General features: G+C 64.8%; 13 protein-coding genes and 1 other RNA gene. 12 read left to right on the forward strand and 2 right to left on the reverse strand.

Annotation, left to right across the window (positions count from 1 at the left end; translation table 11 throughout):
• Positions 1 to 104 precede the first annotated feature (104 nt).
• The 5 genes from AAEO60_RS04575 to AAEO60_RS04595 all read left to right on the forward strand — a co-directional run bounded on the left by AAEO60_RS04575 (position 105) and on the right by AAEO60_RS04595 (position 4,112).
• Positions 105 to 818 (forward strand): SIMPL domain-containing protein, encoded by a 714-nt coding sequence (locus AAEO60_RS04575; RefSeq protein WP_341672461.1) that lies wholly within the window; start codon positions 105 to 107, stop codon positions 816 to 818.
• 142 nt (positions 819 to 960) lie between these two features.
• Positions 961 to 1,215, forward strand: a complete 255-nt coding sequence (locus tag AAEO60_RS04580) for a hypothetical protein (protein WP_341672462.1) — start codon at positions 961 to 963, stop codon at positions 1,213 to 1,215.
• Between the two features lie 99 nt (positions 1,216 to 1,314).
• Positions 1,315 to 1,992 carry a response regulator transcription factor gene (locus AAEO60_RS04585; protein ID WP_341672463.1) on the forward strand — a complete coding sequence of 226 codons (678 nt, stop codon included), beginning with the start codon at positions 1,315 to 1,317 and terminating at the stop codon, positions 1,990 to 1,992.
• Positions 1,993 to 2,125: 133 nt separating this feature from the next.
• Positions 2,126 to 3,436 (forward strand): sensor histidine kinase, encoded by a 1,311-nt coding sequence (locus tag AAEO60_RS04590; RefSeq protein ID WP_341673543.1) that lies wholly within the window; start codon positions 2,126 to 2,128, stop codon positions 3,434 to 3,436.
• Between the two features lie 91 nt (positions 3,437 to 3,527).
• Complete coding sequence (locus tag AAEO60_RS04595; protein ID WP_341672464.1) at positions 3,528 to 4,112, forward strand: hypothetical protein; 585 nt, start codon at positions 3,528 to 3,530, stop codon at positions 4,110 to 4,112.
• A 9-nt stretch (positions 4,113 to 4,121) separates the two neighbouring features.
• On the opposite strand, the gene AAEO60_RS04600 is transcribed toward AAEO60_RS04595, so the two are convergent.
• A complete protein-coding gene (locus tag AAEO60_RS04600) occupies positions 4,122 to 4,415 on the reverse strand; it encodes a chorismate mutase (RefSeq protein ID WP_341672465.1) in 294 nt (97 codons plus the stop codon).
• Positions 4,416 to 4,480: 65 nt separating this feature from the next.
• Here AAEO60_RS04600 and AAEO60_RS04605 point away from each other — a divergent pair, with 65 nt between their 5' ends.
• Genes AAEO60_RS04605 through AAEO60_RS04615 form a run of 3 tightly spaced genes read left to right on the forward strand, consistent with a single transcriptional unit; the run spans position 4,481 to position 8,240 of the window.
• Entirely contained in the window at positions 4,481 to 5,503 is a 1,023-nt protein-coding gene (locus AAEO60_RS04605; protein ID WP_341672466.1) for a polyprenyl synthetase family protein, read from the forward strand.
• Positions 5,503 to 7,947 carry an ATP-dependent helicase HrpB gene (gene hrpB, locus AAEO60_RS04610; protein ID WP_423970135.1) on the forward strand — a complete coding sequence of 815 codons (2,445 nt, stop codon included), beginning with the start codon at positions 5,503 to 5,505 and terminating at the stop codon, positions 7,945 to 7,947. Before AAEO60_RS04605 ends, hrpB begins: the two co-directional genes overlap by 1 nt.
• Positions 7,948 to 7,961: 14 nt before the next feature.
• Positions 7,962 to 8,240 carry an ETC complex I subunit gene (locus tag AAEO60_RS04615; protein WP_341672468.1) on the forward strand — a complete coding sequence of 93 codons (279 nt, stop codon included), beginning with the start codon at positions 7,962 to 7,964 and terminating at the stop codon, positions 8,238 to 8,240.
• 51 nt (positions 8,241 to 8,291) lie between these two features.
• Here the strand turns inward: AAEO60_RS04615 and AAEO60_RS04620 are convergent, their stop codons facing one another.
• Complete coding sequence (locus AAEO60_RS04620) at positions 8,292 to 8,519, reverse strand: hypothetical protein (protein WP_341672469.1); 228 nt, start codon at positions 8,517 to 8,519, stop codon at positions 8,292 to 8,294.
• 117 nt (positions 8,520 to 8,636) lie between these two features.
• On the opposite strand from AAEO60_RS04620, the gene ffs reads away from it, so the two are divergent.
• From ffs to AAEO60_RS04640, 4 genes are all read left to right on the forward strand, one after another.
• Positions 8,637 to 8,731, forward strand: an RNA gene (ffs, locus tag AAEO60_RS04625) — signal recognition particle sRNA small type.
• Between the two features lie 51 nt (positions 8,732 to 8,782).
• Positions 8,783 to 10,600: a DNA polymerase III subunit gamma/tau gene (locus AAEO60_RS04630; protein ID WP_341672470.1), complete on the forward strand. Its 1,818-nt coding sequence runs from the start codon at positions 8,783 to 8,785 to the stop codon at positions 10,598 to 10,600.
• A gap of 17 nt (positions 10,601 to 10,617) precedes the next feature.
• Positions 10,618 to 10,959 carry a YbaB/EbfC family nucleoid-associated protein gene (locus tag AAEO60_RS04635; protein ID WP_341672471.1) on the forward strand — a complete coding sequence of 114 codons (342 nt, stop codon included), beginning with the start codon at positions 10,618 to 10,620 and terminating at the stop codon, positions 10,957 to 10,959.
• A gap of 31 nt (positions 10,960 to 10,990) precedes the next feature.
• Entirely contained in the window at positions 10,991 to 11,926 is a 936-nt protein-coding gene (locus AAEO60_RS04640; protein WP_341672472.1) for a TonB family protein, read from the forward strand.
• Positions 11,927 to 12,155 lie beyond the last annotated feature (229 nt).

Raw genomic sequence — 12,155 nt, forward strand, 5'->3', positions numbered from 1 at the left:
GTGGCAAGCCGGGGAGTCGGGAACGCTCGTCAGGAACAGGCACGTTCAGTCAGGCGTAATCGTGGCAGCAACAATTGCCGCACGAATGACCAAGGAGTCGCATCATGATCCGTTACGCCCTTCCGCTTGCCAGCCTCGCCATCGTCGCTCAGCCGGCCGTGGCTGCCGAAATCCAGATCACCGCCGAGAATCCGGTCATCGAACTGTCGGTCACCGAAAGTGTGACAGCCGATCCGGATGTGGCCGATCTCAGCGCCGGGGTTACGACTTCGGCTGCGACTGCGGTCGAGGCCCTGCGCCAGAATTCGGAGCAGATGGAGCGCTTGATCACACGGATCGAGGCGCTGGGAATCGATCGCGACGATATCCAGACCAGCGGGTTCAACCTCACAGCCGAATACGATTGGGACGATACGACCCGCCAGCAGCGTTTCCGCGGATACCGCGTAGCCAACCGCGTTACCGTTCGCCTGCGCGATGTTGACCGCACCGGGCGCGTGCTCGATGCGCTGGTGGAGGCGGGAGCGACCGACCTTGGCGGTATCAGCTGGTCGATCGACAATCCCGTTCCGGCGCAGGACCAGGCGCGCGAAGCTGCCTTTGCAACCAGTCGCGCACGGGCGCTGAACTATGCGCACATGTCGGGGTACTCGGAGGTGCGGCTGCTGGAGGTGTCTGAAGCTTTCTCGCAATCGGGTCCGCCGCAGCCGATGTTCCGCCAATTCGCGTCCGAGGCGGCCGATAGTTCCGTTCCCGTTCGCCCCGGACGGGTGGAAACGGCTGTCACGCTGACGGTGAAGTACGAGATGGTGCGTTAAGGTTACACCGAACCTTTCTGAATGGTGGCGGGTAAATTCACATCTTGTTCAATGCCCCGGCATTAGGCAGACACCCATTATGCGAAAGCTTACCGCCTTCCTTGCTGTTCCCCTCCTCGCTCTGTCTCTGGCGTTGCCCGTAGTGTCCGCGCCTGCGGAGGCCCAGACGCGCAATGACCAGCAGACCGCGCGGGCCGAAATGCAGGCCGGTCGCAACATGTCGATCCGCGATATCGAGCGCCGCATCATCCCCCGGATGGAAGAAGGCGACGACTACATCGGCTGGGAATACGATTCGACGGCGCAGGCCTATCGTCTGAAGTTCATTCGCAACGGCCGGATGATCTGGGTCGATGTCGACGCGCAGACCGCCCGCATCCTGCGCATTTCGCGCTAGAAATCTCCACAGTAACCAGCTTGCGGAAACCCGCAGCTCGCTTGACGCGTTTATGCCAAGAGCCCACGGTTGATGGGCGAGATTGCAGGGGAAAAACGAATGCGTATCCTGATTGTCGAGGATGAACCGACCCTCGGCCAGCAGCTGAAGTCCACGCTGGAACAGAACGGCTATGCCGTCGACCTGTCCACCGATGGTGAAGACGGCCACTTCCTGGGGTCCACCGAAGAATACGATGCCGTCGTGCTCGACCTCGGCTTGCCGGAGATCGACGGGCTCACCGTGCTTGGCATGTGGCGCAAGGAAGGGCGGATGTTCCCCGTGCTGGTGCTGACCGCGCGCGACAGCTGGTCGGACAAGGTGGCGGGTCTCGATGCCGGTGCGGACGATTACCTCGCCAAGCCGTTCCAGACCGAGGAACTTATCGCCCGCCTGCGCGCGCTTATTCGTCGTGCTTCGGGCAATGCATCCAGCGAACTGACTGCCGGCAAGGTGCGTCTCGACACGCGCTCGGGTCGCGTCACATTGGCGGGCGAGCCGGTCAAGCTGACCGCGCAGGAATACAAGCTGCTGTCCTACCTGATGCACCACAAGGGCAAGGTGGTCAGCCGCACCGAACTCATCGAACATATCTACGATCAGGATTTCGACCGCGATTCGAACACGATCGAAGTCTTCGTCACCCGCATCCGCAAGAAACTCGGCGCAGAAGTAATCACCACCATCCGTGGTCTCGGTTATAGCCTCGACGACCCCGACGACGCGCCGCGCGAATAGCGCGCCCGACGCCGGAGAAGCTCCCCGCGCTGGCGGGCCGGCGACCGTGACGGACGCTGCCAAAAGCGCTGCCGCCAGCCCCGCTGACATCGCGCCCGCCAAGGTGCCGCACACCGGCAGCCTGTCGCGCCGCATGATGCTGATCGCGGGCGTGTGGATCCTCGCCCTGCTGACCATCGGCGGCGTCGCACTGGACCGGGTGCTGACCAACCAGTTGCAGGCGGAATTCGACAGCCGGCTGGTGATCCCGCTCAACGCCATGCTGCGTTCGGCCGAAGTCGATCCCTTCGGTGAGGTTCGCTTCAATTCGATCCTGGGCGACCAGCGCTACCTGGAACCCGGCAGCGGCGCTTATTGGCAGATCAGTGGCGAGGGGGTTGAGCCCTATCCTTCGCGCAACCTGTGGGACGACGAGCTCGAGGTGCGCGACGTCAACGCCGTCGAGCCGATCTTTTATGATTCCTATCAGTTCCCTGACGAGCCCCTCCGCATTGCCCAGCGAACGATCATGCTGCCGGGCAGCGACGTGCGGTGGCAGTTCGTTGTGGCGCAGCGCCTGTCCGACCGCGAATCGCAGGTGGCGCAGGTGCGCTCCACGCTGGTCTGGGCCTTCGCCGTCCTCGGCGTGGGCCTGTTCCTGATGGCGGCGGCGCAAAGCTGGTACGGCCTTGGCCCGTTGCGCCGTATCCGGCAGGCGATCGCCAAGATCCGCACAACCGGCACGGCCCGCGTGGTCGACCCGCTACCGCTGGAAGTCCAGCCGATGGTGGAGGAACTCAACGCGCTTCTCGAACACACCGAGCGACAGGCCGAGGAAGCGCGGCGTCATGCGGGCAACCTTGCCCATGCGCTGAAGACCCCGCTGACGGTGCTCAACAATGCCGCGCACGCCCATGCCCCGGACCTCGACGAGACCGTGCTGCGTGAAGCCGCAGTGATGCGGCGGCAGGTGGACCACCACCTGGCGCGCGCCCGCGCTGTCGGACGCCGCGCCATTGGCCTGTCGCGCGCCAACGTCATGGACAGTGCCACTGCGGTGGAGGGGGCCGTCGCACGGCTCTACACCGATGTGCGCTTCGACCTCGACGGGTCAGCCGATGCCGAAGTGGCGGTGGAGCGGCAGGACCTGGACGAACTGCTCGGCAACCTGATTGAGAACGCCGCCAAGTACGGCGGCGGGAGCGTCTTCGTGACGGTCGACGCGGAACCGGAAGACGCGCTCTGCGCGATCCATATCGAGGACGACGGCACCGGCATACCCGAAGCCAAGCGCGAGGACATTTTCGGGCGCGGCGCGCGGCTGGATACCGAAAAACCCGGCACCGGCCTCGGCCTCGCCATCGTGCGCGACGTGGCGGAGATCTATGGCGGCACGGTGGAACTGGATGAGAGCGAAGACCTCGGCGGCCTGCTGGTGAAACTCAAGTTGCCGCGGGCCGGATAGCCACGGCGTAACCTGACAATTGCATTCAGGAATGGTCTAGGCCGCACCTGCCATAACGATGCCTCGACGAAATCAATACTGAGAGGTTGCCATGTCCCCCCGTTTGCTCGGAGCTACGCTGGCTGCCGTCGCCTCACTGGGGCTCGGAGCTTGTACCACCTATGACGATTACGGCTATCCGACGAGCCGCGTATCGGTCGGCATCGGTTACGGTGCACCCTATTACGGCTGGTACGACGGGTTCTATTATCCCGGCACCGGCTATTACATCTACGACCGTCGCGGCACGCGCCATCGCTGGTCGCATCGCTATCGCGACTACTGGCTAGCCCGGCGTCCGCGCGATCACCGCTATTACGACAACTGGGGCGGCTACAACGCTCCTCACCGCTATAGCGGCCAGCCGCGCTATCGTGACCAACGCCGCGCCTACCGCGACGACCGGCGCGAGGATCGCTATGACCGCGACCGTCGCCAGGCGCGTGACGACAGGCGTGACCAGCGCGGCGATGCCCGTCGCGACCGCCGCGAGGATCGCTACGACCGCGATCGACGCCGTACCCGCGACGACCGACGCGCCCGCAGCCGTGACGATCGTGGCACCAGGCGCGACCGCCGTGACCGGCGCGAGCGTGGCGACAGGCGGCGGGACCGCCAGCCGGACGCTGTCGAATAGCAGGTTAGGCTAATCCCCCCGCGCAATGCGGTGGTGGCGGATCACTTCGTCGATCACGAAGCGGATGAACTTTTCGCTGAACTCGGGATCAAGGTCAGCCTCCACCGCCAGCTTGCGCAGGCGTTCGATCTGGTTCGCCTCGCGACCCGGATCTGCAGGCGGCAGCTGGTTCTTCGCCTTGTACTCTCCCACCGCCTGCGTGATGCGAAATCGTTCCGCCAGCATGTGAATCAGCGCAGCATCGATATTGTCGATACTCTTGCGAAAGCCTGCGAGAACGGGATCGGGTTGTTGTTCAGCCATAAGCCTCGTCTGTGCGGTACAAATCCCGCCTTGCCAATAGGTCTCGGTTTCCCCAAGGAAGCCGCATGAGCGACAACGTCGTCCCGATAAAGCGCGGAGCAGGTTCCGCAACCCCCACGCTGACTCCGATCCTGTCGCTGACGGCGACGCCGATGAACGCGGTGAACGCCATCATCCTTGACCGGATGCAGAGCGAAATCCCGCTGATTCCGGCGCTCGCAGGCCACCTGATCGCCGGCGGCGGCAAGCGCATGCGGCCCATGCTGACGCTCGCCGGGGCAGAGCTGGTGGGCTACCAGGGCACGCGCCACCACAAGCTGGCGGCGGCCGTCGAATTCATCCATACCGCCACCTTGCTGCACGACGATGTCGTGGACGGCAGCGAGATGCGGCGCGGCAAGTCTGCCGCCAATATCGTCTTCGGCAATCCCGCCACCGTGCTGGTGGGGGACTTCCTGTTCTCCCGCGCTTTCGAGCTGATGGTAGAGGACGGCAGCCTGAGGGTGCTCAAGATCCTCTCCGGCGCCAGCGCCATCATCGCGCAGGGCGAGGTCGACCAGCTGACCGCCCAACGCAAGATCGAAACCAGCGAGGAACGCTACCTCGACATCATCGGCGCGAAGACCGCTGCCTTGTTTGCCGCTGCCAGCCGCATTTCCGCCGTGGTGGCGGAATGCAGCGAGGAGCAGGAACTGGCGCTCGACGCCTATGGCCGCAATCTGGGCGTGGCCTTCCAGCTGGTGGACGATGCCATCGACTACGACTCCGATGCCGCTGAAATGGGCAAGGATCGCGGCGACGACTTCCGCGAAGGCAAGATGACCCTGCCGGTCATCCTCGCCTATGCGCGGGGTGACGAGACCGAGCGGCGCTTCTGGCAGGATGCCATTGCCGGTTTCGCAACCGAAGACGAAGACCTCGCCCACGCGGTTGAACTGATCCGCAAGCACGATTGCGTTGCCGCCACTCGTGATCGCGCGCGGCACTATGCCCAGCGCGCCTGCGATGCGCTGTCGATCTTCCCCGACAGCCGCGCCAAGGCAGCCATGGTCGAAGCGGCGCAGTTCGCGGTCGCTCGCGGGTATTGATCCGCAGCGCGGTGGCGCACGACCTTCCCATCCATGCCGTATTACCAGACCTGCTTGCCGCATTGCGCGGCAGCAGCGGCGCCGTGCTGGTCGCGCCGCCCGGCGCTGGCAAGACGACGGCCGTGGCACCTGCCTTGCTGGACGAGGACTGGTGCACCGGGCAGGTCATCATTACCTCGCCGCGCCGGGTGGCCGCACGCGCGGCAGCAGAGCGCATGGCGGAACTGCTGGGTGAGAAAGTGGGCGAGCGCGTCGGCTACACGACGCGCCTGGACAGCAAGACCAGCAAGGCGACGCGCGTACTGGTGGTGACCGAGGCGATCCTCGTGAACCGCCTGCTTCGAGACCAGGAGCTGGAGGGCGTCTCCGCCATCCTGTTCGACGAGGCGCACGAGCGGCACCTCGACAGCGACCTTGGTCTCGCACTGGCGCTGGAGACGCAATCCGTGCTTCGCGAGGACCTGCGCATCTGCGTCATGTCCGCCACCATCGATGGCGCGCGCTTTGCCAGCCTGATGGGCGCTGGCACGCCGGTTATCGAAAGCGAGGGCAAGGCGTTTCCCTTGCGGATCGAATGGCTTGGTGCGCGTCCTGAACAGCGGATCGAGGACGCGATGACCTCCGCCGTGCTGCAAGCCTGGCGCGAGGAGGAGGGCGACGTGCTCGCCTTCCTGCCGGGCGTAGGCGAGATCGAGCGCACGCGCGAGCGGCTGGTCGAGCGCCTGCCGAACACGCCGATCCTGCCGCTGCACGGACAAGTCCAGCCGCAGGACCAGCGTATGGCGATCCGCCGCGATCCGCAGGGACGTCGCCGGATCGTTCTGGCGACCGCCATAGCCGAGACCTCGCTGACGCTCGACGGTGTTTCGGTGGTGGTCGATTCCGGCTTCGCCCGCAGCGCCGAGTTCGACCGTGCGGCTGGCACCACGCACCTTGTCACCCGGCGCGCCAGCCGGGCGGCAGCGGCACAGCGCGCTGGTCGAGCTGCGCGACAGGGTCCGGGCGTTGCCTATCGCCTGTGGGAAGAAGCCGCGCACGCCGGCCGACCCGAATTCGACACGCCGGAAATGCTCAAGGCCGACCTCGCCTCGCTCGTGCTGAGCCTCAAGCGCTGGGGCGTCGCCGATCCGGCCAGCCTGCGCTGGATCGATGCACCGCCCGGAGCCTCGCTCGATGCCGCGCAGACGCTGCTGTCGGCCATGGGTGCGCTCGATGCGGCGGGCAGGATCACGCCTTGGGGCGAGAAGATCGCCTGGATGCCGATGGACCCGGTCGCCGGTGCCGCCGTGCTCTTCGCGGCACAATCGGGGCAGGCGTTCGACGCGGCCAAGCTGGTGCTGCTGGTGCAGGAGCGCGGACTCGGCGGGCGCGGGGAAGACCTGCTCGCCCGGTTGCACCGCTGGGACGGTGATCGCGGCAAGCGCGCCGATGCCTCGCGCAAGCTGGCACAGGGCTGGGCGAGGGCAGCCGAGAAGCTGGTTGGCAGCAGCGGTGAACCGGCGCGCGATCCGGCGCTGTTCCTCGCGCTCGCGCGGCCTGAGATGGTCGCCAGGCGCCGCGATGCCAGCGGCGAACAATGGCTTTCCGCAGGCGGCCGCGGTTTCCAGCTCGACCCGGCATCGCCGCTCGCCCGGGCGGAGTGGCTTGTGATTGCTGACGCGCAGGGGCAAGCCAAGGGCGCACGGATCACGGCGGCCGCCGAACTGGCGCGCGCTGACGTCGAGAAATTCCTTCAAGACCAGATCGAAGAACGCACCGTTGCCCGCTGGAATTCCAGCGAAAACCGGGTCGAGGCGCGGCGCGAGAAGCGGCTGGGCGCGATTAACCTGTCGTCCGGCCCGGACCCCGATCCGGACCCGCAGGCAATTGTGGACATCCTTGTGGAAAAGTCCGTGGAGCAATTGGGGACATTGCTACCGCCCGCCCTGCTGGCGCGGGCGCGGTTCGTCGGGATTCCGGCCTTGTCCGAAGAGAGCCTGACAGCCCGCGCCGACGAATGGCTGGCACCGCTGCTACAGGGCCGCCGCGATCTCGACCTGCCGCCATCGCGCTATGCCGAAGCGGCCTTGAACCTGCTCTCCTGGGACGAGCGACAGCAGCTCGACAAGGCCGCCCCGCGCGAGTTCACCAGCCCGGCAGGAACCTCGCACAAGATCGACTATGCAGGTGACGATGCCCCCTCGGTAGAGGTGCGCGTGCAGGCGCTGTTCGGGCTCGATCGTCATCCGATGATCGGCAACACTCCGCTGTTGCTCAAGCTCACCGATCCGGGGGGCAAGCCGATGCAGGCAACGCGCAACTTGCCGGGGTTTTGGCAAGGATCGTGGTGCGACGTGCAGAAAGACGGCAAGGGCCGCTACCCTAAGCACCGCTGGCCGGACGAGCCGTGGGCGGAAAAGCCAAGCCTCAAGACGAAAAACGCCTTCAAAAACTCCGGCGACTGAATTAGGGGACGCGCATGGACGCTCGCATCTACAAACGCCCCAAGAATGCCATGCAGTCGGGCAAGGCCCTGACTGACCAGTGGATCCTCGACTTCGTGCCGGCAGAGGCGAAGAAGCCCGATCCCCTGATGGGCTGGGCGGGCAGCGGCGATACGCGGCAGCAGGTGCAGCTGAAGTTCGACAGCTGCGAAGCGGCGCAGGCCTATGCCGAAAAGCACGGGATCGCGGCGCGGGTGCATACCGTTCCGCCCAAGACCCTCAAGATCCAGGCCTACGCCGACAATTTCCGCTGATTGCCGCCCTCCCGCCCCGGGGAGGACAGCAATCGCAAATTTCGCAAAAGGCTACTTGGGCTGGATAGAGCCGCTTTCGACGAGCATCTGGCAGTCAGACGCGTCGTGGCCCGAATCCTGTTCCAGCAGAACGGCAGCCATGCCGCGGCCATCCGAACCGGGAGCATTCTCGAAGCGCGGATCGTCGCACTCGCCGTCGTTGGCCCAGGTGCTGCTGTCATCACCATAGTCGATGCCGGCGCCGGGCAGCATGTCGCAGCCAGCGACGGAAAAGGCCATGCCCGCGGCCAAAGACAGAAGTGCAATCTTACGCATTGAATTTCCTCCCTGGAAAAATGGCACATTGCCAAGGTTCTGGCGGCTTGCAAAGCCATCAATATGCCACCATATGGCGCATCGGGAGTCGGGTGGACGTTCGCGTTTGCTCACCGGGTCAGGTCCGGAAGGAAGCAGCCCAGGTAAATGGCAGCGGGTCGCTCGGCTCCTTTTTCCACAACATTGCTGCGATGACATCGCGCGCGTGACCGCCTAGGTTCGTGCGCATGAGTGATTCCCCCGAAGATCCGGACACCCCGCCCTGGGCGGATGAGGAGCAGGAGGCCGACGAAGCGCCTTCGGCTGCCGAGCTGGAAGCGGCGGGTCAGAACTCCATGTTCGGCGAATCGCCCGCTCCACCGCCTGCGCCGGAACCGTTGGTTGCAGCGGCGCCTGCAGCGACACCCGCGAAAGCATCCACATCGGCGCAGCCTTATCGCGTGCTGGCGCGCAAGTACCGGCCGCAGACCTTCTCGGAGCTGATCGGGCAGGAACCGATGGTCCGCACGCTGGGCAATGCCATCGAGCGGGACCGACTGGCCCATGCCTTCCTGATGACCGGCGTGCGCGGGGTAGGCAAGACCTCCACCGCGCGCCTGATTGCCAAGGCGCTCAACTGTACCGGCCCGGACGGGCAGGGCGGTCCGACGATCGATCCCTGCGGTGTCTGCGACGCCTGCGTGGGCATCGCCGAGGGGCGCCACATCGACGTGATCGAGATGGATGCTGCCAGCCATACCGGCATCGACGACATTCGCGAGATAATCGAGGCGGTGCGCTATGCTGCCGTATCGGCGCGATACAAGATCTACATCATCGACGAAGTGCACATGCTGTCGAAAGCGGCCTTCAACGGGCTGCTGAAGACGCTCGAAGAACCACCCGCGCATGTGAAGTTCCTCTTCGCCACCACCGAGGTCGAAAAACTGCCGGTGACGGTGCTCAGCCGCACCCAGCGTTTCGACCTGCGGCGCATCCCGCGCGAGATGCTGCAGCAGCACTTCGCCTCCATTTGCGAGAAGGAGGGCGTCGAGGCGGAAGAAGAGGCGCTGGCGATGATCGCGGCGGCGGCCGAGGGTTCGGTGCGTGATGGCCTGTCGATCCTCGACCAGGCGATCGCCCATGCCGACATGGATTCGAGCGATCACGGCACCATGGTCCGCGCGCAGAAGGTGCGCGACATGCTGGGGTTGGCGGACAAGGGAGCACAGCGGCGGCTGTTCCAGCACATTCTCGAAGGCGATCCGCAAGCGCTGTTGGCGGCGATCGACCAGCAGTATTCGCTCGGGGTCGAGCCGCTGGCACTGGTGCGGGCGCTGATGGAATTCACCCACCGCATTGCCGTGACACAAGTGGCCGGCGGCGAAGCCGATGCGCCGACCGAAGAAGAGCGCGAAGTGCTGGGCGATTGGGCTGCGCGCCTTTCGCCCGGACAGGTGCACCGCTTGTGGCAGTTGCTGCTGAAGGGTCACGACGAGGTGCGCACTGCGCCCGATCCTCTGGTAGCGGCGCAGATGGCGTTGCTGCGCCTGCTCCACGCCGCCGACATGCCCGATCCGGGCAAGCTGGCGAAGGAACTGAAGGACCTCGCCATGTCGGGCGGTGGCGGTGGAGCCACCGCTGGCGGAAGTGCGGGCGGCGGGCCGCAGGCGATCAAGTGGACCGACCTAGTAGAACGCGTGGACACATCGGCGCTGCCCAATGCCATGTCGCTGTCGACCAAGCTGCGGTTGCAGGTGCGGGTGATCGAACTGGAGCCGGGCAAGCTGGTCTATACCCAGCCCGAAGGCTTCGACGACGATATCACTCCGGAAATTCGGCAGGCGTTGCTGGAGTTGACGGGTCAGCGCTGGGATATCCAGCGCGGAGAGGGCGAGGGTACCCCGACGCTGGTGGAGCAGGACGAAGCCCGGCGCCGCGCCGAGAAGGAAGCGCTGGAAGCGCACCCGATGATGCAGGCCGTACGCGCGCATTTCCCCGATGCGCAGCTGGTCGAAGAAGTAGAACCGCCGCGCGGCCGCCAAGACTGGTCGCGCCGCGCCTGAGAACGAAGGATCCCCCGATGGAAAGCATGGAAGAAATGATGAAGGCCGCGCAGGAAGCGGCACAGAAGATCCAGCAGCAGATGAACGATGCGCAGGTGAAGCTGGACCAGATCGAGGTCGAAGGCTCGGCTGGTGGCGGCCTGGTGAAGGTCCGCGCCTCTGCCCGTGGTCGCATCATTGGTGTGAACATCGACGACAGCCTGATGGTGGCCGAGGAAAAGACCATCCTCGAGGACCTCGTCACCGCCGCCTTCAACGACGCCCGTGACAAGGCTGATCGTGCGGCGAGCGAGCAGATGAGCGAGATGCAGCAGGGCCTAGGCCTGCCGCCGGGTTTCAACCTGCCGGGGATGGGTTGACACTGGAACACCTAAGTGGCTGAAATGGCGCATGGTCATGTTGCGACGCGCCTCCAGTTTGATAGTTTGCACGGCGATGTTGGCTGCTTCTTCGCCAGCGGCCGCGCAGGACGATGACTGGCTGCAACTGGCACCTGCCACCAGCTGGGTCCTGGACTATGCTGAGGATAGCTGCGCGCTCAGGAGGGCTTTTGGCGACGAAGGCCAGCAGGTTCTATTGGAACTGAGACAGTATTCGCCCGGCGACTCGATGCAGGTCATCGTGACGAGCGACGACATTCGCCGGAACGATAGTGGGTTCAGATTTCGGTCCAGCCGAGGTGTCACGGCAAACTTTATTCCGGATACCGAGCCTCACAACATTGGCCGCCCATTGGGGATCGACAACGGCGATTGGGGCGAAGGTTTCGTTGCCAGCCTTGGCATTTTTCCGGCGCGTGAACGTGCGCTCGCAGCGCGTCTAGCCAGCGAACAGAATGTCACCCTGCAAATTTCCGACGAGCGCCGTGCTGAACGGGAGAACGAGATAACAGGGTTCGCTGTGGGGGACGGCTTCCGGGAGGATTTCGTCTTGCTGACGGGCAGCATGCGACCGCCGATGAATGCCATGCGCGAATGCCTCGACGAACTGCTGCTGCATTGGGGTATCGATGCGGAGGCTCATCGGAGCCTGCTCCGGCCTGCACGCCCGCTTCGAATGGAGGTCTGGTCGCGAGAGCTGCAAGAGAGATATCCCACCGACATGCTGAGAGCGGGTGAGCAGGCAATCGTCAACGTGCGGCTGACCGTCAACGAGGAGGGGCGTGCTTCAGACTGTTCTGTACAGAACTCGCTTAACGAGCCGACTTTCGACGAACTGGCTTGCGAACTGCTGCTAGAACACAGCCGTTTCGAACCGGCGCTGGACGGTAACGGCGATCCCATCACCAGCTATTGGGTTACCCGCGTTATCTATACAATGGGCTGACGTGCCGCTTTCCTACAGCAACGCCGCTGCGCCAGACCCGGCTCCATGCACCCCGAAGCCACGTCACAACCGAACAGCGCGAATTTCCGGCACCGACTGTCAACTTCGCCTATGGCCGGAGAACCGCGCAAAACTGCCGATTTCGGGTGTCCGGCGGCATCGTGACGATGTCAGTTTCGTCAGTTTCGCGGGGTCGGCGGGAGCTATCCACCCCTAAGCCAATGTGCAG

The sequence above is a fragment of the Aurantiacibacter gilvus genome (assembly GCF_038289935.1).
Lineage (GTDB): Bacteria > Pseudomonadota > Alphaproteobacteria > Sphingomonadales > Sphingomonadaceae > Alteraurantiacibacter > Alteraurantiacibacter gilvus.